The sequence below is a fragment of the Sphingobium sufflavum genome (assembly GCF_021403115.1).
GTDB lineage: Bacteria > Pseudomonadota > Alphaproteobacteria > Sphingomonadales > Sphingomonadaceae > Sphingobium > Sphingobium sufflavum.
This window is the reverse complement of the sequence record NZ_JAJSSH010000004.1, coordinates 266901-290201: the sequence shown is the minus strand read 5'-3', so window position 1 is coordinate 290201 and position 23301 is coordinate 266901. Positions and strand designations below refer to the sequence as shown.

At 66.4% G+C, this 23301-nt stretch carries 19 protein-coding genes; 9 read left to right on the top strand and 10 right to left on the bottom strand.

The window, feature by feature from the left end; genetic code table 11:
- Positions 1-11 precede the first annotated feature (11 nt).
- Positions 12-584, top strand: a complete 573-nt coding sequence (locus tag LWE61_RS08965; RefSeq protein WP_234149716.1) for a cysteine hydrolase family protein — start codon at positions 12-14, stop codon at positions 582-584.
- On the opposite strand, the gene qhpR is transcribed toward LWE61_RS08965, so the two are convergent.
- The 5 genes from qhpR to LWE61_RS08940 form a co-directional block, all read right to left on the bottom strand.
- Complete coding sequence (gene qhpR, locus LWE61_RS08960; protein WP_234149715.1) at positions 573-1580, bottom strand: AraC-like transcriptional regulator QhpR; 1008 nt, start codon at positions 1578-1580, stop codon at positions 573-575. The two genes, LWE61_RS08965 and qhpR, sit on opposite strands and share 12 nt — an antisense overlap.
- Before the next feature lie 432 nt (positions 1581-2012).
- Positions 2013-4466 (bottom strand): TonB-dependent receptor, encoded by a 2454-nt coding sequence (locus tag LWE61_RS08955; RefSeq protein WP_234149714.1) that lies wholly within the window; start codon positions 4464-4466, stop codon positions 2013-2015.
- Between the two features lie 200 nt (positions 4467-4666).
- A complete protein-coding gene (locus LWE61_RS08950) occupies positions 4667-5170 on the bottom strand; it encodes a MarR family winged helix-turn-helix transcriptional regulator (RefSeq protein WP_234149713.1) in 504 nt (167 codons plus the stop codon).
- 266 nt (positions 5171-5436) lie between these two features.
- Positions 5437-6744, bottom strand: coding sequence for an NtaA/DmoA family FMN-dependent monooxygenase (locus LWE61_RS08945; protein WP_234149712.1), 1308 nt, complete (start codon positions 6742-6744; stop codon positions 5437-5439).
- Between the two features lie 99 nt (positions 6745-6843).
- A complete protein-coding gene (locus tag LWE61_RS08940; protein ID WP_234149711.1) occupies positions 6844-7893 on the bottom strand; it encodes an ABC transporter substrate-binding protein in 1050 nt (349 codons plus the stop codon).
- Between the two features lie 198 nt (positions 7894-8091).
- On the opposite strand from LWE61_RS08940, the gene LWE61_RS08935 reads away from it, so the two are divergent.
- The 3 genes from LWE61_RS08935 (at position 8092) to LWE61_RS08925 (ending at position 11856) form a co-directional block, all read left to right on the top strand.
- Positions 8092-9366: an acyl-CoA dehydrogenase family protein gene (locus tag LWE61_RS08935; protein ID WP_234149710.1), complete on the top strand. Its 1275-nt coding sequence runs from the start codon at positions 8092-8094 to the stop codon at positions 9364-9366.
- Positions 9367-9477: 111 nt separating this feature from the next.
- Entirely contained in the window at positions 9478-10509 is a 1032-nt protein-coding gene (locus tag LWE61_RS08930) for a LysR substrate-binding domain-containing protein (RefSeq protein WP_234149709.1), read from the top strand.
- Between the two features lie 294 nt (positions 10510-10803).
- Positions 10804-11856 (top strand): aliphatic sulfonate ABC transporter substrate-binding protein, encoded by a 1053-nt coding sequence (locus tag LWE61_RS08925; protein ID WP_234149708.1) that lies wholly within the window; start codon positions 10804-10806, stop codon positions 11854-11856.
- Positions 11857-11935: 79 nt separating this feature from the next.
- Here LWE61_RS08925 and LWE61_RS08920 read toward each other — a convergent pair whose 3' ends face one another.
- Entirely contained in the window at positions 11936-12382 is a 447-nt protein-coding gene (locus LWE61_RS08920) for a MarR family winged helix-turn-helix transcriptional regulator (protein ID WP_234149707.1), read from the bottom strand.
- Positions 12383-12487: 105 nt separating this feature from the next.
- Between LWE61_RS08920 and LWE61_RS08915 the strand changes: the two genes are divergently transcribed.
- Both LWE61_RS08915 and LWE61_RS08910 read left to right on the top strand, forming a co-directional pair.
- Positions 12488-14068, top strand: coding sequence for an alpha/beta hydrolase domain-containing protein (locus tag LWE61_RS08915; RefSeq protein WP_234149706.1), 1581 nt, complete (start codon positions 12488-12490; stop codon positions 14066-14068).
- 393 nt (positions 14069-14461) lie between these two features.
- The gene (locus LWE61_RS08910) at positions 14462-16858 is read left to right on the top strand and encodes a TonB-dependent receptor (RefSeq protein ID WP_234149705.1); all 2397 of its coding nucleotides are present in this window, start codon (positions 14462-14464) and stop codon (positions 16856-16858) included.
- 174 nt (positions 16859-17032) lie between these two features.
- On the opposite strand, the gene LWE61_RS08905 is transcribed toward LWE61_RS08910, so the two are convergent.
- From LWE61_RS08905 to LWE61_RS08895, 3 genes are all read right to left on the bottom strand, one after another.
- Positions 17033-18694: a pilus assembly protein TadG-related protein gene (locus tag LWE61_RS08905; RefSeq protein ID WP_234149704.1), complete on the bottom strand. Its 1662-nt coding sequence runs from the start codon at positions 18692-18694 to the stop codon at positions 17033-17035.
- Positions 18691-19134 carry a TadE/TadG family type IV pilus assembly protein gene (locus LWE61_RS08900; protein WP_234149703.1) on the bottom strand — a complete coding sequence of 148 codons (444 nt, stop codon included), beginning with the start codon at positions 19132-19134 and terminating at the stop codon, positions 18691-18693. Before LWE61_RS08900 ends, LWE61_RS08905 begins: the two co-directional genes overlap by 4 nt.
- Before the next feature lie 255 nt (positions 19135-19389).
- Positions 19390-20106, bottom strand: a complete 717-nt coding sequence (locus LWE61_RS08895; protein ID WP_234149702.1) for an alpha/beta fold hydrolase — start codon at positions 20104-20106, stop codon at positions 19390-19392.
- A 130-nt stretch (positions 20107-20236) separates the two neighbouring features.
- Between LWE61_RS08895 and LWE61_RS08890 the strand changes: the two genes are divergently transcribed.
- The 3 genes from LWE61_RS08890 to LWE61_RS08880 all read left to right on the top strand — a co-directional run bounded on the left by LWE61_RS08890 (position 20237) and on the right by LWE61_RS08880 (position 21975).
- Positions 20237-20863 carry a TetR/AcrR family transcriptional regulator gene (locus LWE61_RS08890; protein WP_234149701.1) on the top strand — a complete coding sequence of 209 codons (627 nt, stop codon included), beginning with the start codon at positions 20237-20239 and terminating at the stop codon, positions 20861-20863.
- Positions 20857-21414: a pseudouridine synthase gene (locus tag LWE61_RS08885; protein ID WP_326490626.1), complete on the top strand. Its 558-nt coding sequence runs from the start codon at positions 20857-20859 to the stop codon at positions 21412-21414. The genes LWE61_RS08890 and LWE61_RS08885 overlap by 7 nt, the downstream gene beginning before the upstream one ends.
- A 108-nt stretch (positions 21415-21522) precedes the next feature.
- Positions 21523-21975 carry a hypothetical protein gene (locus tag LWE61_RS08880; protein WP_234149699.1) on the top strand — a complete coding sequence of 151 codons (453 nt, stop codon included), beginning with the start codon at positions 21523-21525 and terminating at the stop codon, positions 21973-21975.
- A gap of 25 nt (positions 21976-22000) precedes the next feature.
- Here the strand turns inward: LWE61_RS08880 and LWE61_RS08875 are convergent, their stop codons facing one another.
- On the bottom strand, positions 22001-23143 hold the full coding sequence (locus LWE61_RS08875) for a cupin domain-containing protein (RefSeq protein ID WP_234149698.1): 1143 nt from the start codon (positions 23141-23143) through the stop codon (positions 22001-22003).
- Positions 23144-23301: the final 158 nt, after the last annotated feature.

The window sequence follows — 23301 nt, the reverse complement described above, 5'->3', positions numbered from 1 at the left end:
AAAGGCAGACCATGGCACAGCACGCCCTCATCCTCATCGACCTGCAACAGGATTATTTCCCCGGCGGCCGCTTCCCGCTGGTGGATGTGGAGGCCGCGGCGGGGCAGGCCGCCAGCCTGCTGGATGCCGCGCGGCGCAGCGGAACGCCGGTCATCCATGTCCGCCATGAATTTCCCGGTGAGGATGCGCCCTTCTTTGTCCGGGGGACGCCGGGCGTGGCCATCCACCCCCTGGTCGCGCCGCAGGGGGTGGAGCCGGTCATCACCAAGGCTTTCCCCAACGCCTTTCGCGACACCGACCTCCAGACGCTGATCGACGATCTGGGGGTGGAGGCGGTCGTGCTGGCGGGGGCGATGGCGCATATCTGCGTCGATTCCACCGCACGGGCGGCGGCCGATCTGGGCCTCTCCGTCACCGTCATCCATGATGCGGTGGCGACGCGCGACCTGAGCTTTGGCGACGTGGAGGTTCCGGCGCGGCAGGTCCATGCCGCCTTCCTCGCCGCGCTGGGTTTTGGCATCGCCGCCGTCCAGTCGGCACAGGAGTATCGGGAGAGCCTCTCCGTCGCCGCCTCAGAAGGCTGAGGCGACGCTGCGTCCCGCCTGCTGGAAGATATGCGGCGGCATGCCGCTCCAGCGGGAAAAGGCGCGGGTGAAGGCGCTGTGCTCCGAATAGCCGAGGCGCAGCGCCATGTCCGCGATGGACACGGTGCGGCGCAGGCTGAATTGCAGCGCCGCCTGCCGCATCCGGCAGGCGTAGAGGATCTGCTGGAAGGAGCTGTTCTCCTCCGCCAGCTTGCGCCGCAGGGTGCGGGTGGACATGCCCAATTCCCCGGCGATATGCTCCTGGTCCAGTGTGTCGGACCCCAGATGACGATAGACGGCGGTCCGCACCCGCAGCTCGATGCTCATCGCCCGGCGCTTGCGCACCATGTTGCGGTTCAGCGCGCGATAGTCGGGCGGGATCACATCGCCGCTGGCGACCAGCGGCAGCGCCATGAAATGGGCCGGAAAGCGGATGCTGTTGCTGTCCGCATTGTCGGAACAGGCGACGCCAGTGCGGCGGCACAGCTCCGCGGCGATGGCCGGGTCGTCGCTTTCCAGCGCGACCTGCACCTGATCCCAGCCAAAGCCGATGGCCCGGCGCAGCAGTTGCGCGATGATCGACAGGGTGAACAGCGCGTCCTGCTGGCGCGGCCAGATTTCGGGGTCGAGGATGCGATAGCTCAGCACGACCTGATCGGCATCCTGCCGCAATTCGAACTCGGCGGCGTCCTGCATCAGGCTGAAATAGTCGATGATGCGCCGCAGGCCGCTGCCCAGCGTTGAGGCGGAGAGCATGGCGCTGCCCACCTCGCCCAGCAGGCGCAGGTCATAGCGTTCGCCCACCGACCAGCCCAGATCGCGCAGGGACGCGGTGGTAGCGATGGTTTCGAGCGCGCTGACGAACTGGCCCAGCGGCACAACCCCGTCCTGCGCCTGCGCCATCAGCCGGTCCGCTTCGCCATGGCTGACGTGCAACTGGTCGCAGACGGTCGCCCAGGATTGCAACGCGCTCACACAGACAGTCAGCTTGTGCATGGTCGATTCCCTCACCATCCGTCGCGTATGGGCGACCCATGTAATATCTCTAGCATATTGGTAGAGTCACAGGGGGCAAAGTAGAAAAACTTCGCTTCCGCCAATCATTACAATGGGGTGGGGCAGGCTAACCTGCTGTCGCGGGGGACGGGGCGGCAGGATCCTCTCCTGCACCCTGCAAAAAGACGGCCGGTGGAAAGTCCGCCGGCCGCTTCAAGTCAGGGAAAAAGGGATGCCGGGGGCATGATCCGATCCGCAGGGGCCGGACCATGCTTCCGTCGTCTTGTGCGCCTGCGCCCTCCGGGGGGGCAGGCGCACAGGAACTGCGCCTGGAGCCTTTGCGGAGCGGATGGAATCCTCTGCTGACTGGGCCAACGCGGCCGATCAACAGTCCAGAGCCGTCGAGCCGATGCGATCGGATCGGACCCCGCTCTAGCGCGAACCGAAGGCGAAGCGGGCGGTCAGGCCGAACTCACGCGGGCCGACGAGGCCGGGCGAGCTGGGGTTGCCCAGGCCGATATATTCGGACGTGGCGGTGGTGGTGCCCACTGTCGTGAACATCGCGCCGTTGGTCGTGGCCAGCACCGTGTCGTTGCGGAAGATATTCTTGCCGTACAGCGTGAATTCCCACGCCCCATTCTCCGCCCGGACACCGGCATAGAGGTTGAGGCGGCCATAGGAGCCATAATCGTCGTAGATGTTGGCGGCGTCATTCTGCGAACTGCCGCTGTAGGTGAACAGGCCGCGGACAAAGGCGTCCGCGCCGTTGCTGACCGGCAGCGAATATTCGGCCTGCACGTTGGCGCCCCATGGGGAGGCGTTGGACGAGCGGAAGTTGACCTTGCAGACCGACACATTCTGGCCCGTCCCGGTCGGTCCGACCACCGCACCGAGCGCCGCCGCCGAGGGCGCGCCGCCCGTGTCGGGCACGCCATCGCCGTTGAGGTCGAGGCAGGGCACATTGCCGTTCTTGATCTTGCCCAGCGCATAGGAGCCGTTGAGCGTCAGGTTGAAGCGCTTGCTGGGGCGCCAGTCGATCTCCGCCTCCACGCCGTTGACCTGCACGGGCACGGGCGCGACGAAATTGCTCTGCGCGACGCGCGGATTGCCGGCCACTGAGTCATAATGCAGGTAAAAGACGCCCGACGAGGACCGATAGGGATAGTTGACGAAGTCCTGCCGATAGGCCGCGACGTTCAGCTTGAGCGTGTCGCGCAGGAATTCCGACTTGAAGCCGATTTCATAGGAGTTGGACGTTTCTGGCGGGGTCACGAGGAAGCTGGTTTCCAGCGCGGAGGTGCGGGCGCTCTGCGGGAAGCGCACGACATTGTTGCCGGGCCGGAAGGACGTGCCGAAATTGGCATAGACCATGAAGTCGTCGCTGAAGCGATGCTTGGCGTTGGCGGAATAGATCCACTTCTTGAACGTGCGCGGGTTGGGCGCGCCGAACAGCAGTTCGATCGGCGTGCCGCTGGTGATGAGCGGGCGCAGGTCGGTCGCGGTGGTCAGTTGCGGTGCGGTGGTGCCGGCGGGCAGGACGACGGTGAACAGGCGCGAGTCGCTGTTGACCTCGATATGACGGGCACCGCCGGAAAATTCTGTCCGCTCGCCCAGATGCAGCACCACGTTGCCGAAGAAGGATTCTTCCTTGACCAGCGAGGTGCGCAGCGTGGGCGAGAAGGCGAAGACCGGAGCATCCGCGGTGCCGCCGGAAACCCGGCCCGTGACCAGATAGCTTGGCGTGTTCGCCTTATATTTGAAATAGCCGACGACATAGTCGAACAGGCCGAACACCAGTTCCTCGTTCTGCAAACGCACTTCGTGCGTGTCCATCTTGGAATCATTGGTGGTGCAGGTGCCGCAGAAGACGCCGTTGACCTTGTTGGCGTCGTCGCCGATCCCAAAGCTGTTGATGAATTGCCGGGTGTGCTGGCCGGCATAATAGAGCCGCTGTCCGGCAAAACCGGCCGACGCCTTCCAGGTGAAGATGTCGTAGATGCTCCGCGTAATCTGTGCGCCCTTCTGGATGCCCAGACGGTCCTCCGGCCGGATCGTCACCGGGCAGGCCGGGGCGGCGGCGGAGAATTGGTTGAAGCAGGCGGCCTGGTTGAACTGGCGCGCGCTCTGTTCGATATGCTGGTACACGGCCTCGCCGTTCAGCCAGTCGGTCGGTTCGGCGCGCAGGAAGACACGGCCCGCCGTGGAACGGGCATAAGGGGACAGCGGGCTATTGATGCTGCGGACCCGGCTGCCTTCATCGCGCGAGGCAAGGCCCGCGACGCGGATCGCCAGCTTGCCGGGAATGATGGGCAGGCTGACGGCGCCATTGACGTTCAGCCCGTTGATGTCGGTGACGGTGCCCATGACATAGCCGCCGGCATCGTACAGATGCGGCTTCTTGTGCTGGATGGTGATGGAACCGGACGGCGACGCCTTGCCGCGCAACGTACCCTGCGGGCCGCGCAGTACCTCGATCTGGCCGATGTCGAACAGCGCGTTGAAGATCGCGCCGGAGGTCATCGGCGTGTCGTTGAGATAATATTCGATGGTGCCGAAGGCGCCGCTGGCGTTCACGTCGAAATTGACGCCGCGCACCGACGATGTGGTGCCGATGCCATTGCTGTTGCTGGTCATCGCCAGGCCGGGGACGACCGACTGAATATCCTTGAAGTCGCGCAGGTTGAGCTGGCTGATCTTCTCCGACGTCACGGCGTTGACCACCAGCGGCACGTCCTGCGCGCTTTCGTCGCGGCGGCGGGCCTCCACGATGATGGTTTCGGTTTCGACGGTTTCGCCCTGGGCCGGACCCTGGGTCTGGGCCGATGCAGCGGTGTTGAGCGCGATCAGGCTGACGCTCGCAAAGGCGAGCCTGGTAATCAGGTTCATGACATCCTCCCCAATGTCGGCTGGCCTGTGCCAGTCCGAATTTACAGGGCCGGTGAATTCCTATACACCCAGCGGGAAGGGCATCCCCGGCCTCTGAAGGAAGCTTCTCATCCTCAGTTGAAAAGTTCAACCATTATTGGAGCGATGGTGCATTATTTTGTGCGATCTGTGCCGTAATGGCCACAGATCGCCGCGTTTCCCTAAGATTTTGGCTGGTTTTTGAGAAAGCTGACGCAGGAATGATGCATTTTCTGGAGGAGGTGGAAGAGCTGTTCCAGATCCTGCGGGGTCACGCCGGCGAGCATCCCGCCCTCCAGCTCGCGAATATCCCGCGCCAGCTCCTCCAGCCGCCTCTCCCCCTCCGCCGTGGGGCGCAGTTCGTAGCGGCGGTGATCGACCTTCGACCGGGTGCGGGTCGCCCAGCCGCGTTCCTCCAGACTGTCGATCAGGCTGACGATGATCGACTTGTCCCGCCCGGTGCGCGCCGCAATATCCTTTTGCGAGATGCCGGGATGGGCGACGATCAGGCCGAGGCAGGAGATCATGCCGGGACGCAGGTGCATGGCCTTGGAGACATGCGCGAAGCCGCGTAGCAACAAGGTGTCGACCCGGCGCAACTGCACGCTGGCAAGGCCATCGAGCACGCCGATGCCCTCCGCCTCGTTGATGACGAGCTGGGTGGGGTTGGACATCTGCTTCTTCACGCGCCGTCTTTCACGCACAATCTCTCCGCCTGCCCCTTATCCCTTGCGGTCGGGCCTGTCCGGACGGCGCCGGACGGCCAAGGCATATTGCATCCGGTCACGGTTGCAAGGGGCGGTGGTGAGACAGTTCGCGCAGAAAGGGCGCGCAAAAAGGGGGTAGGCAGAAAGAGACCGGAGACGGGCGCGTGGGCGTGCCCGGTCCGGGGGAGAGGCCCGCCGCCGGTGGCGGGCGGCCTCCCCGCGCCGCCGCCGTCCGTCGGATGGGGTCAGGCCGGGTGGGGCAGGCCGTAGCGTTCGCGGATGGTGTCGCCCACATATTCGCGCGGATAGACGCCGCGGTCCTGAAGGATGGGGATCACCTTGTCGACGAATTCGATGATGTCGTCGGGCGCGCGCGGCGGCTGGAGCGTGTAGCCGTCGACGGAGCCATCGGCCCACAGGTCGATGATCTGGTCGGCCACCTCCTCCGCCGTGCCGAGGAGGAGGCGGTGATTGCCCTCCGACCGCCGCACGGCCTCCCGCGCGGTCAGGCTATCGTGGGTAAGGAGATCGACGAGGCCGAGGGTGAAGCCCAGCGCCTGCTGCCGGTTGGGATCGGGCACGAAGTCGGCAGGGTTGAGCGGCGCGTCGGGATCGAAGGTCGCGGGGTCCAGCCCGTGCGCCTCCACGAAGCGGGCGAGCAGGCCGTCCTCCGACCCTGCGCCGCTGAACAGTTCATGCTTGCGCAGCGCCGCCTCCCGGCTGTCCGCGACGATCGCGACAAGGCCGGGCATCAGGCGGATGGAGGACGGATCGCGGCCATAGGTGACGGCGAGATCGCGCACCTTCTTGCCCAGCGCATGACCGGCCCCGCGCGACAGGACATTGGCGTAGAGGACTTCGCCATGGCGGGCGGCGAGGTCGATGCCGCCCTCCGACGCGCCGGCCTGTGCGATGACGGGGTGCCCTTGCAGGCTGCGCGGCACGTTGAGGGGGCCGCGCACGTAGAAATGGGCGCCGTCATGGTCGATGGTATGGGCGGAGGAGTCGTCCCAGAACTGGTCGTCCGGCACTTCGCCCTCCCGGCTGCGGTCCCAGCTTGCCCACAGTTTCTTGGCGACGTCGACGAACTCGACCGCGCGGGGATAGCGCACCTCGCGCGGGGGCAGGGGATCGCGGCCGAAATTGGCGGCGACTTCCGGCACGAAGTTGGAGACGATGTTGATGACCAGCCGCCCGCCGGACATGATGTCCACCGACTGCGCCCGCCGCGCCAGATTATAGGGCGAGTTGAAGGTGGAGGAGACGGTCGCGACAAAGCCGATGTCGGGCACCTGCGCCGTCAGCGCGGTGGCGAGGATCAGCGGGTCGATGGTCTGCCCCGGACGGGAATCCCGGCCCAGCCGCAGGAGCGGCATGTCCGACACGAACACCGCGTCGAACACGCCGCGATGCGCGATGCGGGCGAGGCGCAGATAATGGTCGGGATTGGCGATGTCCTTGACGCTGCCGGACCGATATTTCCAGGCGTTCGGCAGATAGCCCGTGGGATTGATGCCGACGTTGAGATTGAGCCGGCGGTGGGACGTCGCCATGGGCGGCCTTTCGAATGGATGGGATGGGAAAGAGGGAGCGCCGCCGCAGCGACGGGTCGCAGTATCGCCGCGACGGCGCTCTGAGGTGGAGGCCGGGCGTCAGGCGGCTTGCAGGCGTCGCGCGGCCTCCAGCGGACGGGGGTCGATCCACGCCGCCGCATCGAAATCGGCGGGGATGAACCCCCATTCGAGCAGGAAATCCTTGAAATGGGCGAGGGCGGCCACCTCCTCCTCGTCCAGCGTCAGGCGCAGGTGGCGATGCACGTCGGGACCGTTGGCGGCCCAGATCGCCTGTTCCGACACGCCGATTTCCCGCGCGATGAAGCGGACGGCGTCATCGGGATGGGCCTGTGCCCAGTCGCCCACGCGCGCGACCGTCTCGACCAGATCGGCGACGAGGTCGGGCCGCTCCTCCAGGAACAGCGGGTCGACGGTGAGCGGGCGCGGCGTGCCATTGTTGATGCGGATCTTCGCATCCGGGTGAAAGCCGAAGTCGGACACGATGGTCGCGCCGAACTGGCTGGCGAGGACCAGCCCCTCCGCCCCCTTGACGAAGAAGGCGTCGATCTCGCCCCGCGCCAGCGCCAGCAATTCGTCGCCATAGGGATAGCGACGGTTGAGGCCATGATAGCTGTCGCCGCCGCTCTGGTGCAGGCCCGGAAGCAGGGGCGCGCGGTTGGTGTCGATATAGACCAGCTCCACATCCTGCGCGGTCAGCCCGGCGAGGGAGAGGGCGGAGACGATGCCCTTGGTCGCGGTGATCCGCTGAAAATCCACGATCGGCCCGGCGGGCTTGCGTGGGATGCCGATGCGGCGCCCCTTCAACCGCTCACCGCTGGCGATGCCGGAGGAGGGCAGGGCGAGGATCGCCTGAAACTCGTCCGTCCGGGTGATGCCGACGATGCGCGTCTCCCGCCCGCCGGACCGCGCCCAGATCGGCGGGATATTGCCGCCCTGCCGGAAGGACCAGTCGAGCGCATGGGTGTAATGGCTGTCGCGCACCGCCGGGTCGGCGCTGTCGCGGATGGAGGTGACGCCCACGCCATGCGCGGCAAAGCTCTTGTCGATCCAGCCGAGCTGGACCGCCAGCGAGAGCGGGGTGGGGGCGGGGCAGCGGGTGTACCAGACGGCGGTGGGCGTCGTGCTCATGGGATCGGCCTCCGAGGGAGTGTGAGGGAACGGCGAGAAAGACATCCGGGGCCTTGGCGGGCACCGGAGGGAAAGGGGAGACAGGGAGGGAGGCGAGTCCATCCGCGCCTTGTCAATTTCAATAGTCTATAATACAGCTAGGAAATATGTGTAAATATCATCTGGCGGTCGACGGGCCGCCCCCGGAGAAGAATTTCGATGCCGACCGAGCTTTTGGAACCCGTACCCGCCGCTTCCGCTGCTGCCCCCGTTACGCCTGATTCGGCCCCTGCGCCGCGGCTGAGCCGGGAGGAGATATTGGCGGGCCTGCCCGCCGTGGCGGCGCGCGTCGCGGAAGGCGCGGCGGAGCGGGAGCGGGAGGGGCGCCTGCCGCACGAGCTGTTCCGCTATCTGCGCACCACCGGCATCACCTGGCTGCGCGTGCCGCAATCGCTGGGCGGGCCGGGCGGCAGCACGTCGGACCAGATCGAGGTGACCTGCGCCATCGCCGCCGCCGACTCCGGCGTGGCGCATGCGCTGCGGGGCCATTTCGGCTTTCTGGAGTCGATCGGGCTGGACCCGGACGGCGACACCAGCCGCCAGTTCGCGGGCGAGGTGCTGGCCGGCAAGCTGTTCGGCGGCGCGAACATGGAGATCGGCACGCCGCGCCCCAACATGATCCGCACGACGCTGCACCGGGAAGGCGACCATTACCGCCTCAACGGCCATAAATATTATGCCACCGGCGCGATCTTCGCCGACTACACCAGCTTCAGCGCGGTGGACGAGGAGGGCAAGCCGACCGGCGTCCTGATCCCCGCCGGGCGCGAGGGGGTGGAGATACGGGACGACTGGGACGGCATGGGCCAGCGGCTGAGCGCCAGTGGCAGCGTCTTCCTGAACAATGTGCGGGTCGAGGCGCATGAGGTCGGCGCGCGCCGGGGCGCGGGCAGCCCCTTCGTCAAGCGGCATGGCGCGGTGCGCGCGCAGCTGCACCTTTATGCCGTGGTGGCGGGCATCGCGCGTAACGTGCTGTCGGACGCGATCGCCTATGTCCGGGGGCAGGCGCGCTCGGCCAAACATTCGGCGTCGGCCACGGCGGGCGGCGACCATTTCGTGCAGTTGGCGGTGGGTGAGATCGCGGCCCTGTCGCACACCATCGACGCGCTGGTCGCGGAGACGGCGCGGGGGCTGGACGCATCCGCCGCTGCGATCCTCTCCAACGCGGCGGACATAGAGGATGTCGTGTTCGCGATGCAGCTGGCCAACAGCAAGGGGCAGTTCATGATCGGCAAGCTGGCGCTGCGCGCGGCGGAGTTGCTGTTCGACACGGGCGGCGGATCGGCGACGGCGCGGGGCCGCAATTTCGACCGGCACTGGCGCAATGTGCGGACGCTGTGCAACCACAACCCCGCCTCCCTGCGGGGCCGGGTGCTGGGCGATTATTACCTCAACGGCGTGCGCGACGACTTCGACGAAGGCCGGGTATTCTGACGCCGTTACGGCGCGCGGGCCGGCGGTCCATCGGCGCGGTTCGGGCGATCGTCCGGGCCGACGCCGGGACGGGAGCGCGCGCCGCCTTGCCGTCATCCACAGGGGATGGGGATGAATTTCCAGCAATTGCGATATGTGCGATCCGCGATCCAGAACGGCCTGAACCTGACGGAGGTCGCCAACACGCTGTTCACCTCCCAGTCCGGGGTCAGCAAGCAGATCAAGGAGCTGGAGGCCGAACTGGGCGTCGAGATCTTCGTGCGCCGGGGCAAGCGGCTGGTCGGCCTGACCAAGGCGGGGGAAGATGTGGCGGGCGTGATCGACCGGCTGCTGGCGGAGGCCGACAACCTCAAGCGCCTGTCGGAACACTATAAGCAGAGCGACAAGGGGCGGCTGGTCATCGCGACCACCCATAACCAGGCGCGCTATGCCCTGCCGCGCGTCATCGCCCGCTTCACCCGCCTGTTCCCCGACGTGGAGGTGGAGTTGCGGCAGGGGACGCCCAAATATGTGGTGCAGACGCTGCTGCGCGGCGTCGCGGACGTGGGCATCGCGACGGAGACGGTGGAGGACAGCCCGGAACTGACCACCTATAGCTGCTATAGCTGGGAGCATGTCGTGGTGGTGCCGCCGGGCCATCCGCTGACGCAGTTGCCGACGCCGACGCTGCACGACATCGCCCGCTATCCGCTGGTCACTTATAATGCCGGTTTTTCGGGCCGGTCGCAGATTGACGCGGCGTTCGAGGCGGCGGGCATCGTGCCCGAAATCCGGCTGACCGCGATGGATGCGGACGTTATCAAGACCTATGTCGGCATCGGCATGGGGGTCGGCATCGTCGCGGAAATGGCGGCGGTCGCGGACCCGTGCGACGATCTGGTGACGGTGCGTGGCTCCAACGCCTTTTTCGCGCCCAAGGTGACGAAGATCGCGGTGCGGCGCGGCGCTCTGCTGCGCAATTACAGCTATCGGCTGATCGAGATGCTGGCCCCGCACCTCGACTATGCGGTGCTGACCGGGACGGCGCGGCGGCCTGCGGCGGACCGGGAACCGCCGGTGCCGCGCTTTGCCGACCGGGCCGATCTGCACCGGGCGGAGGAGGAGCCTCCCCGGCTGGCCGCGCAGGGTAGCGGGGCGTCCTGAATCTGTCCGGTGCCTCCCGCCGGATGGAATCGCCGCGTGCCAATCCGGGTCTGGCAAAGTCCGTACCCGCCTATCCATGCGACGGCATATTCGTTGGTGGCGAAGGGTGCGCGATCTAGAACAGGTTCCGATCCGATTGCATCGGTTCGGCTGTTTCAGTCTGTTGATTTGGCACGTTTTCCGAGTCCGCGGATGATCCCATCTGCTTCGGAAACATAATGGCCTTATTCCCCTCATCCGGCGGGCCGCGCGGCGGCGCCATCGGTTCATCGTCCCCCAGAAAAGGAAGCTGTCATGTCTCAACCCGATACGATCTGGTACACGCGCTGCGGCGTTCCGACGACATCCGGCGTCGCCCAGCATTATCGCTGGCTGCATCAGGAATTCGCCCGGTCGGGCATCGCGGTGGAGTCGATCCGCGCGTCGGACGACCCGGCGGTTCGCCTCTCCCACTTTGACCATAATGTCGCCAACAGCTTTCGCGAGGGCGGCAATGTCCCGCCGCTGTGGGCGCGCGGCAATGGGCAGGATACGGTGCTGGTCGGCATCACCTGGATCGACGAGGAGCAGTTGATCTTCGTCCGCGACGACAGCCCGATCCGGTCGGTCGATCAGTTGCGCGGCGCAAGGCTGGCCATCCCGCAGCGGGGCGGGCAGGTGGTCGACGTCGGCCGGGCGCAGGATCTGCGCGGCCTGCTGACCGCGCTGCAGATTGCCGGGATCGGCCGTGACGAGGTGACGTTCGTGGACCTGACCAACGAGCGCGCGCCCGACCTGCGCGAGGCGGCGAACGCCAGCCTCTCCCACTGGACCAGCGCGGTGGCGCAGTCGCTGCTGGATGGCACCAGCGATGCCATCTATGCCAAGGGCGCGTTCAGCGCGACCCTGATCGAGCGGCACGGTTTCCGCCCGATCCTGGACATCAACGAGCAGGCGGACCCCATCCTGCGCGTCAATGCCGGCACACCGCGCCCGGTGACCGTCAGCGGCGAGCTGGCCCGCAACCACCCGGAGATTGTCGCGCGCTATCTGGCGGTGCTGCAAAAGACGGCGGCATGGGCGCTGACCCATCCGGCGGAGGTGGTGCGCGCCATCGCGGCGGAAACCGGCGCGACGGAGGCGGCGGTGAAGCGCGGATTCGGTCCCAGGCTGCACGAACGGTTCAGCGTCGCCCTCTCGCCGCTCTATGTGCAGGGCCTGCGCCACCAGAAGGATTTTCTGGTGCAGGAAGGTTTCATCACCGACTTCGACTTCGACAGCTGGATCGACGAGCGGCCGCTGACGCTGGCGGCCGATCTGGTGGACGCGGTGACGCTGGACGAGGCCGCACCAGCGGCGGCGGCCTGATCGCGGTCTTGTGACGGGAGGGGGCGGGGCCATCGGTCCTGCCCCCTTCGTCGTTCCGGGGCGAGCGTTCTGCGCCGCCCTATTTCAGCGGCCTGTCCCGAATCCGCTGGCATAATTGCATCAGGACGGCGCGCTCCGCCGCGTCGATGTCGCCGAAGAAATGCTCCTCATGCGCGCGGGTCGCCGCGTCGATGCGCCCGTGCAGCGCCACGCCGTCGGGCGTCAGGTGCAGGGCATGGGTGCGGCCGTCCGCCACCTCCCGCCGGACCAGCCCCGCATCCACCAGACCCGCGACGACCGGCACCATATTGGTGCGCGTGACGCCCAGCGCCCGGCCGATCTCCGCCTGGTTGCAACCGGGATTGGCCTCCACGAAGCGCAGGATGATCGCCTCCGTCAGGCGCACGCCCAGCCCCTCGAACGCCTCATTCAGGCCGGTGAGCGTGTGCATCGACGCCCGGCGGAGCTGATAGCCGAGAAGATGGTCGAGCGGGTCGCGGAGCGGCGGGGAAACGGGGGCTTTCATGATTCCGCCTTATCCCCGCACAGCCATATTGCAAACAAATGGTAATCAATATACCAATCGGGGCGACGGCCATGAAGCTGTCGCGTGGAGAGGAAGGATAGTGCGATGCAGGACCGATGGACTCGGATGCTGGGGGGTGCCCTGTGTGGTGCGGCGTGCGGCGCGGCGTTGACCCTGTCCCTGACGGCGGCGCAGGCGCAAACTCCGCCCGCCCCCGCAAAGGCCCCCGCCGCACAATCCCCCACGGTCAAGGCGGTTCCCGGCAAGCCGGTCCTGCTGATCGGCGGCTATGACCTGTCCGCGCTCGGCTATCAGGCCAGCGAATATTTCGTAAATGGCACGGCGACCTCCTATCGCCTGCCCGGTGCGGCGACCGGCGATGGCCAGTGGGACGTGACACCCGCCGCGAAAGCCGATTATGCGACGCGCATCGTGGTGATCCTGCCCACCGACGCGGCGAAATTCAACGGCACGGTGCTGGTCGAATGGCTGAACGTGACGGGCGGGCAGGACACGCCCGCCGATTGGATGGTCGCGCACCGCGAGATCGTCCGCAAGGGCTATGGCTATGTCGCCGTCTCCGCGCAGAAGGTGGGCGTCGAGGGTGGCGACACGCCGATGCAGGCGGGCGGCAAGCCACTGAAAGTCTCCAGCCCCGAACGCTATGGCAGCCTGTCACACCCCGGCGACGCCTTCTCCTACGACATATTCTCGCAGGCGGGCGCCCTGCTGAAGGCGCCGGGCGCAAGCGGCCTGCTGGGCAGCCTGATGCCCCGGCGGGTCGTGGCGCTGGGCGAGTCCCAGTCGGCGGCGTTCCTGACCACCTATGTCAATGCGGTGGACCCGCTGGCGAAGGTGTATGACGGCTTCCTGGTCCATTCGCGCTTTGGCAGCAGCGCGGCGGTGGACGGCAGCCGCATGATCGAGGGACCGGGCGCGATGCCCAAGCATGTGCGTTTCCGCCGCGACCTGCGCGTGCCGGTGCTGACCGTGATTACGGAGACGGACCTGCTGGGCGCGCGCCTTTCCGGCTATCATGCCTCGCGCCAGCCCGACACGGACCGGCTGCGGGTCTGGGAAATCGCGGGTGCGGCCCATGCCGACGGCTATCTGTTCGGCGGGTCGTTCATCGATTCCGGGTTGCGCAGCAACGCGGAGCTGGCGCGCATCTTCGTACCCTCCACCCGGTCGATGGCGGGGGCGATGGACAAGCCCTATAACCCCGGCATGACGCAGCATTATGTGGTGCAGGCGGCGCTGGCGGGTCTCGACGGCTGGCTGCGCAGCGGCAAAGCCCCGGCGAGCACGCCCCGGCTGGAACTGGCGACCGGCGGTACGGAGGGTGTGGCGCCGACGCTGGCCGTGGATGCCAACGGCCTGGCGAAGGGCGGCATCCGCACGCCATGGGTGGACGTGCCGACGATGCGGATGACGGGCTATGGCAATAGCGGCTCGTTCGTCGCGATGCTGGCCGGCGTGGGTGAGGCGTTCGACGCGGCGAAGCTGGCGCAGCTCTATCCGCAGGGCAAGGCCGACTATGTGGGGCGTTTCGACAAGGCGCTGGATGCCGCGATCCGTGCGGGCCATATCCTGCCGGAAGACCGGGCGGAGATAGCGGAGATCGCCGCGATCAATTTCGGAGCGCAGCCCCAGTCGGGACCGGCGGCGACGCCCGCCGCGCACTGACGGGATGACGGGACCGGCTCGCCGCGCGATGGTGCGGCGGCGGGCCGGTCCTGCATCGACCCCAAATCAAGGGGTGGTGGCAACTGAACCGAAAATGGCACAGTGGGCCGAAAATCATGCACCATGTGGCTCATTACGGTCCGAACGAGGCCAGGCGGCGTTGACATGCCTGTCGGTTCGCCGCAGAATTTGGAAGCAGGCACGACCGACCGGCGAAGAAACGGCGGTTGTGCCCGGACAGTCAAGAGAATGACGTCCATAGGGAGGAGTCGCCGATTGCATGGCGTGCAAAACGATCATACTCATATGATGTAAGTAAGATGCGCCGTTCAGGCGACGCATCGGCGAAATTTATAATAAAAATACTACAATAATGATTTCAGGGAGAGTGATATGAAGAAGATAGCCGTTCTGGCTGCCCTTTCTGGCGCCAGTATCATGGTCATGACTGCCGCAACGCCCGTGATGGCGCAGCAGTCCGGGGCCACCGTCGCCGAAGACATCATCGTTACCGCCCGCCGCAAGGACGAAACCGCGCAGGACGTGCCGCTGGTCGTCAATGCCGTCACGGCGGATACGCTCCAGAAGCTGAACATCCGCGATTTTCGCGACATTTCGACCGTGGTGCCCGGCCTGCAACTGAGCACCAACGCCAATGGCATCGGCACCACTTCGTCGGTGCGCGGCGTCAATTATGATGTGAACGCCAGCGGCAACAACGGCACCATCGAATTCTACCTCAACGATGCGCCGCTGGCGTCCGGCATCCTGTTCCAGTCGATGTTCGATGTCGGCCAGATCGAGGTGCTGCGCGGGCCGCAGGGCACGCTGCGCGGTCGCGCTTCGCCGTCCGGCTCCATCACCGTGACCAGCCACCGGCCCAATTTGCAGGAACTGGGCGGTTATGTGTCGGCCAATATCAACGACCTGCACGGTGCGAACCTGAACGGCGCGCTCAACATCCCGATCATCAAGGACGTGCTGGCCATCCGCGTCGCGGGCATCGTGGAGAAGAATGAAGGCAACCGCATCCGCAGCATCAACGACCCGGCCTTCGTCCCCTATAACCGCTTCTCCGCCTTTGCCAGCTATCAGGGGATGGTGGTCAACAGCCGCATCTTCGACCAGCGCGAGTCCGTCAATGTGGTGGACGGCACGCAACCCGCCAGCCCCGTGACGATCCGCGCGGAAGACCGGCGGGGCGTGACCGATGCGCCGCGCCGCATCCGGCAGAAGTTCGACATCTACAACTGGCAGGGCGAATATCGCTTCGCCGGGCAGAAGGTGAATTATGTCGGCTCCTACACCAAGCAGCATCTGGTCTCGTTCCAGCCCAGCGACACGGGCGATTTCTTTGGCGCGGCCTATCCGTCGTCGCCGCTGAACTTCCAGACCTTTGGCCAGGCGACCGACACCTACAGTATGCAGGAGTCGCACGAATTGCGGCTGTCGTCTGACGAGCAACTGTTCGGCATGGTCGACTATGTCGTGGGCGGTTTCGTCAACCGGCTGGAATCGCCGACCAACCTGACCACGCAGACGCCGTTCTTCGCGGCCTTCGCGCCCTCTCCGGCGGCGGCCACGCCGACGAGCTGCCTTGCGCCGACGACCTGCTCCAGCATCATCACCACGCCGATCACGCGCGGCGGGCGGACCATCGAGCGGTCGCTGTTCGGCAACCTGACCGTGCATCTGGGCGATGCGACGGAAATCTCCGGCGGCCTGCGCTACATCAACTACAAGTCCTACGCTTTCCTGACCATCAACGGGGCGATGATTCCCGACGCGAAGGAGGACGTGAATTTCAACACGGTCATCTACTCCGGGTCGGTGAAGCATAATTTCACCGAGAATCTGATGGCCTATGCCAGCATTGGCAGCAGCTGGCGCCCCGGTCTCAGCGTCACCGGCGATTTCAGCCTCAACCGCACCGCGCTGGAAAACAGCTTTCTGATCCTGTCGCCGGAAAAGTCGAAGTCCTATGAAATCGGCTTCAAGTCGAGCTTCCTCGACAAGCGGCTGCGCCTGAACGTTTCGGCCTTTCACCAGGACTTCCAGAATTATCCGTTCCGCGTTCCCGGCAGCGGCGTATTCTATGTCAGCAACGACCTCAGCCGCACGGGTCCGGTGGACTCGGTCAAGAGCTTCAACTTCGTCGGCGCGGTGCCGGTGAAGGTGGACGGCGTGGAGGGCGAGCTGGCCTTCCGGGCTTCCGACGCCTGGAACTTCGGCGTGCAGGCGAGCTATGCGCGCGGCAAGGTGCAAAATGGCCTGGTGCCGTGCAACGACTATAGCCCGCGCGACGGCGTGCCCGACAGCAACAGCTCGGTCCCGACGGTGCAGGGCATCCGTACCGCCACGGGCGGCGACAATATCTCCGGCTGCCGGACCAATGTGCGCTCCTCCTACGCGCCCCTGTTCTCCGCCAATCTCCAGTCGGAATATTCGCTGCCCGTCAGTGGATCGGCGGATGGCTATCTGCGCGGCCTCGTCACCTATTATGGCGACAGCCAGAACGACCCGACCAACGCCGTGGACGATGTGAAGGCCTATGCGCTGGTCAACCTCTACGCCGGTGTCCGGGACAATTCGGGGGCGTGGGAAGTGTCGATTTATGGCAAGAATATCTTCAACACCCAGCGCGTTCTGTCGCGCAGCAGCACGGCGCTGACCACCTCCTATGCCACGGCATTGGGTGGCCAGACGGGCACCACCAGCTATCGGGAGATCTCGATGACGGCACCGCAGGAGTTCGGCGTCAATCTCCGCTATGCCTTCGGTTCGCGCTAAGGCCCTTTGACGGGGACCGGCCGGGTTTCGCGCCCGGCCGGTCCCCGCTCTTTTCCCGGATGTGGAGGATGCGCCCTGCGGGGCGCTTTTTTGGGGGAAGGGCGGGCGAGGGGGCGTCTTGGCCAATGGTGGGAGTCGTGGGGGGGGGGCGGCCCGACGCAGCCTTGCGCGCCTCTACGCCACCAGTGCGGGGACGCCGCATCGTATCTGGTCCACGCGCACATCGGCGGACCCGACCTTGACCCCCAAAATCCCTGTCACTTCGTTCAGCAATGTGTCGAGCACCGGCGTCAGCGACAATAATTGCCCGACGACCGCGCTGACCAGTGGCCCGCCGTTCAGGGTGATGCCCAATGTGGTGACGCTGACCTGCACATTCTGGGCGAGGGAGGTGGCGAGGCCGGCGGTCAGGTCGTTGGTGGTGACGGTGCGGGTGCGGTGGGCGGCGATGTCCGCCTTGGTGAAATTCACGCTCTGCGCCGCCATGCCGCCCAGCGCGATATTGGCATAGGCGTTGATGCGCGTGCCGAGGATGTTGACGAGGGTTGCGACCTGCTTGGTCGGGACGATCGCGAAATTGGGGACGGCGGCGGCGTCCACTTCCGCCAGCGCGACGGACCCGACGGAGGGGGTGACGGCCAGCGTCACGCCGTCGCTCGACGGGGTGCCGCAGCGTATGTCGGACAGCCGCGCCTCCGCCGCCGCCAGTTCGATATAGAGCGGGATGTTGAGCGAGGCGATGCCGGGCAGGATGACGTTCGCCCGGACGTCGAGGTAGATGCGGATCGCCGCCGTGCGGACCACCACATCCTTTGACCGGGTGACGGTCAGCCAGGGGGAGGAGACGCTGCTGCCCCCCGCCAGAATCAGCTTCACCCCCGCCAGCCCCGGCACGGTGAGGTTGAGCGTCGAATCATACGAGCCGCCCTTCGCATCGCCCAGAACGGAGCGCAGGAAGGAGAAGAGATCGACCTGCAACAGCCCGGCGTTGGTCCCCGCCGCCGTGGCGTCGCCGATCGGTCCGAGGTCGATGAGGCGTGACAGGCGGGTGGTCGTGTTGGGCAGGACGCCCGCGATGCCGTTGAGGATGGTGGCGGTGTAGCCGTCCGGCGCGGCGTCGGCCATGGCGCGCACCACCTGCGCCAGTGGGATATGCGCGCCGAACAGGTCGGCATAGCTGGACCCCTGCATGTTGAGGCGCAGGCGCAGCGCATCGGCAAAGCGCAATATGTCGACATTGGCGGAGGCAAGCTGCCCCGTCTCGATCAGCGACAGGTTGAGGTTGACCCCGGCGAGGGAGGACAGGAGCTGGTTGGCGACCCCGCCGGACAGGCCGACGAGGCGGGTGCCGATGGTGAAGGCGGCCATGTTGACCCGCGCCGCCGTCGCCTGTGTGCGGATGACCAGCCCGGACTTGCCGGTCAGCAGGCGACCGAAGAAAAGGGGGACGGTGCGCTCCACGGTCACGCGGGTGGCGGTCGGCGCGCTGGTGCCGGGGACGAAGCGGGCGCCGGTGTCGACCGCCACGTCGCGCGCATATTGCCCCGGCGTGATCGCGGCGAGGGAGACGCCCGGCACACCGCTGCGGTCGATCAGGGCGCGGGCGGACAAGGAGCCGCCATCGTCGAGGTCGCCCTGCGCCGCCGCCAGCGCCGCCGCATCGGCCACGCCCTGAAGCTGGCGCTTGGCCAGGAACAGCGACCCCACATCCACCGCGACCGCCGCCGCCCCCGCCAGCGCCATCAGCGCGGCGGCCAGCAAGACGACCGCCGACCCGCGACTGTCCCGCCACAGCGCCGCCCGTCGCAGGCGGGAGAGGGTGGCAAGGCGCCTCATAGCACGCTCAGCTTGACCACCGACGCACGCCGGATCGGGCCGGGCGGTAGCGGGATGAGCGAGGAGCCGAACAGGGTGGAACGCGGCGCGTCATAGGTGACGGTCACGGTATAATAGCCGTCGCTGGTCTGGGTCGCGGTGGCGACGAGGGCGGGGCTGACCAGATTGGTGCTGGCGCCGAGGCTGCGCGTCACCGTCTGGGCGACGATGGTGGTGCGCTCCCCATCGGTCAGGCCCGCCAGCGCGGCGCGCGCGCCCTCGTTCGCGGCCTGCTGCACGACATGGGCGGCCATGAACCATGTGCCATAGGTCAATATGCCGATCAGGAAGAGGACGAGGATCGGCAGGGTCAGCGCCGCCTCGATCAATATCGCGCCCCGCGCATCGGCCAGCAATGCGGGGCGTCGGGCGCGTGCGGCGGGGGTGGGGGACTTCGGCATTGGGTCATCATAGACGCCATGGTCAAAGCCCTGCCTAGCAGGCGAAAGGGGCGATCCGCGCAAACTGCGTAGTTCGGATCGGGCGCGGCGGCGGCCATCGGCAGGCGCCGCCGCGTGCGGGCAAGAGGGTTAACGGGTTCCTAAAGATGGGGCGGTCCCGTTTCGCCAATAATGTGCAAAAGGCACCGGGCGGCGGAGCCGGGCCGTCGGATCGCTCCCCGGTCCATCGAGTCTTTTTTCGACGCCGGGCCGCGGTCACCCCATGGATGCGGCGACCTTCTCCAGCTTGTCCGCCACCCAGTCCGGTTCCGACAGCATCAGGTCATGGCCGGTGTCCACGTCCCACACGCGCCCGTCCGATCGGGCGTGCATCGCCTCCATGTCGCGGCCGGGCTTGGTGATGGAACAGATGATATGGCTTTCGGGGATGGCGCGCATGACGGCCTCGTTGCGAAAAACCAGCTTCTGTTCGAAACAGGCCCAGGGGTGCGGGGTCAGGCGCGGCGCCATCCACGCCTGCACCGCCGGATCCTGCACGCCATAGAAATGATGCTCCGAATCCGGGAAGAGGAACAGCTCAATGCCGTCCACGATGCGCGATTGCCGGCGCGCCTCGCCCACCATCGGCGCGATCTCCGCCAGCGCGTCGCCGTCGTTCGGATAGGCGGCGTCGAGGTAGACGCGGTGTCCGACCCGGTCCGGCGCGCGGTCGGCGACCCCGGTGATGACCATGCCGCCATAGCTGTGGCCGACGAGGATGACGTCGCGTAGATCCTCATAATGCAGCAATTGCACCACGTCGTTGATGTGGAAATCCAGGTCGATGTCGGGGCGCAGCAGGTGCGACCGTTCGCCGAGGCCCGTGAGCGTGGGCGCGTAGACATCATGCCCCTGCCGCGCCAGCAACCGCGCGACCGGCTGATAACACCAGCCGCCATGGCCGCCGCCATGCACCAGAACAAAGGTCGCCATCATTATCCTCCCAATATGTTGTCAGGTGAAAACGTAATGGAAGGGCAGACGTTGTCAACTGACTACTTTGTGTTCTGTCCCTGTGCGAAGGGGGCTTGCGGTGAGGGCGGGCCGCCGTCTAACTGCGTCCATGGAAGCGGCAGAAACCTCCCCGCGCCGGAGGGATTCCGTCGCCACCAAGGCCCGGATACTGGCCGCCGCCAAGCAATGCTTCGCGCAGGTCGGCTATGCGGGCACGGGCATCCGCGACATCGCGGCGCGGGCGGGGGTCAGCTATACGCTGCTGGGCCGCTATTATGGGTCGAAGGCGGGGCTGCTGGAGGCGGCGCTGGTCGACAGCATCGGCATTGCGCCGGTGATGGCGGCGGAACGGTCGGGCTTCGGAGAAAATCTGGCCCGGCTCATAACCCAGAGTCTGGACGATATGCAGCCCATCGCCATGACCATATTGTCCGCCGCCGATCCCGATGCGCGGCTGATCGCGACGCGGGTGGTGGATGCGCTGGTGGTGGAGCCGCTGGCGGCGTGGATCGGCGCGCCCCATGCGCGGGAGCGGGCGGTCGCGATCACCATGCTGGGCGGCGGCTTCGTCATCTATTCGCGGCAATTGCCGTTGCTGGGCGGTCCCGTCGGCATGGATCACCCCTCCGCCCGCTGGCTGGCCCGGTCGGTGCAGGATGTGGTGGACAGGACTGAGGGATGGGACGGCGCGGCGACGGTCCTGCCCGGTGTCGCGGGCGGCCGCGCGCCATGCTGATCCTGTTCAACAAGCCCTATGACGTGTTGTCGCAGTTCACCGACCGAGGGACGCAGACGGGGGGCACGCCGACGGCGCGTCCGACCCTGTCCGCCTTCATCGCCGTGCCGGGCGTCTATCCCGCCGGGCGGCTGGACCGGGACAGCGAGGGGCTGTTGCTGCTGACCGACGACGGGCGATTGCAGGCGCGGATCGCGGACCCGAAATTCAAGATGCCCAAGACCTATCTGGTGCAGGTGGAGGGCGATGTGCAGGCGGCGGCGCTGGAGCGGCTGCGGCGGGGGGTCGAACTGAACGACGGCCTGACCCGCCCCGCTCTGGTGGAGCGGATCGACCCGCCCGCGCTATGGCCGCGCGACCCGCCGGTGCGTTTCCGCAAGAGCGTGCCGGATTGCTGGCTGCGCCTGACTATCCATGAGGGGCGCAACCGGCAGGTGCGGCGGATGACCGCGGCGGTGGGGCATCCCACGCTGCGGCTGGTGCGGTGGAGCATCGGGGAATGGACGCTCGACGGGATAGAGCCGGGGACGTGGCGGGAGGCGACGGGGTAGGGGAGAGGGATGGGGAGGCTGGTGTGTGGTATCGAACATTTTTGGACGTTCGTCTGCCATTTGCCGCCGCTCACTTGCAGACATTCGCACGTGAAGTAGAAGGAGGAAATGATTGAACATCCTCCATCATCTTTTGGCCAATTTGCTGAATGGCTGGGAGCCAAGATCGCCGTCGTTGGCGCGATCTGTATTTCAATTGCGCTTTTGTCGTCACCATTGGGCTTGGCATACAGCGTCCCACTCTCTCTAGCCGCTGCTGTTATGTTTCTGATCGCCCAGATTTTCATAGTGCGTTGGATGTTTGGTGCAGGGATGAAGTCGACCAAGGACTTAGGGTTTGGTTCGAACCGGCAGGCGTTAAAATATGGGCTGTTCATGAAAGGGTTAGATTGGCGCCTTTCTGCTGTCGCAATTTACGGACTCGTCTCCTCTCTCGTACTCGGCTTTTTTGGCATGGGGCAATTTGTGTCAGGCGCCATGCTCCTTTCATTTGCGACTTTCGGGGCGGTAACTCAGGCGATGCGCCTCAACCGCTTTTGGCCTGTTGACACCAAAATCTGACAGTCCCCTTCCCCCGAACCCCGCCTCAATCCTCCTCGCCAAACGCCAGGCTGCCCTGGTTGACAAGGTCTGCGATCAGGTCGAGCGCCCTGTCGGACAGGTCCGCGCCCGGCGTCACCCCATCCCCTGCGCACACCGCCTCCGCCAGAGCCGCCGCGTCGCCGGTGCAGTCGAACGTCTCGCCATCGACGAACAGCAGGACGCCCTCCGCCTGCCGGATGAAGGCGAAGCGGCTGGCTGGGTTGCGGCAGAGCGGCTGACCGTCGGAGAGGGCGTCGCGCACATCGTCTGCGCCGATCCATTGCTCCGGCTCCCAGTCCACATCGGGATATTTGGGCGTGCTGTTATATTCGCCGAACCAGCGGGCGAAGGCATCCCGGTCCTGCAACCGCTCCGTCACCATCGCGTGCAGCCGGGCGAGGGCGTCCGCGCCGATCTCCCCCGGATTGGCCTGCCGCGCGAGGCCGGGGTCGCCATAGCGATCCTCCTCCTGCAACTCCGCGAGCAGATGGTCGCACCAATGGGCCATCAGTTCGGTGCGCGCGGGGGCGCGAAAGCCGATGGAATAGGTCATGCAGTCGTCGCCCACCGCCACGCCGTCATGGGCGAAGCGCGGCGGGACATAGAGGATGTCGCCGGGGCCGAGAACCCATTCGTCCACCGCCTCGAACTCCGCCAGCAGGCGCAGGTCGTCGTGCGGCAGGAGGGGGCTGGCATGGTCGCACAGCGGCCCGACGCGCCAGCGACGCTGGCCCAGCCCCTGGACCAAGAACACGTCATACTGGTCGAAATGCGGCCCGACGCCGCCGCCGTCCGCGGCATAGCTGACCATCACATCGTCGATGCGCCAGTTGGGGATGAAGCGGAACGGGTCGATCAGCGCCGCAACCTCCGGCACATGATGATCGACCGCCTGCACCAGCAGGGTCCATGCGCTCTTGCCCAGCGTGGCGAAACGATCCTCCGCCAGCGGTCCCTGTTCCAGTTTCCAGTCGCCGCCCGCCTGCGTGACCAGCCGCGATTCCACCCCGGCCTCGCACGCCAGCCCGGCCAGTTCGTCCGGGTCGAGGGGGTTGTGCCAGTCGGCCCAGGGGTTGCGGATCAGCAGCGGCTTTTGCTGCCAATAGTCGCGCAGGAACAGGTCGGTGTCGAAGTCGGTCAGTTGCATGGCACTCACGCGGCATGAGGAAATGCCGGGCGATGCGCCATGCAGGATGGCAGGACCGGGCCGCGCGGGGATAGCGCAAGCGGCGCGGCGGGGCTAGGGCCGCTTTGGGTCCGACTGTCTGATCTGCCGCCTTGTCCGGGTCAGCGTCCGGGTCAGCG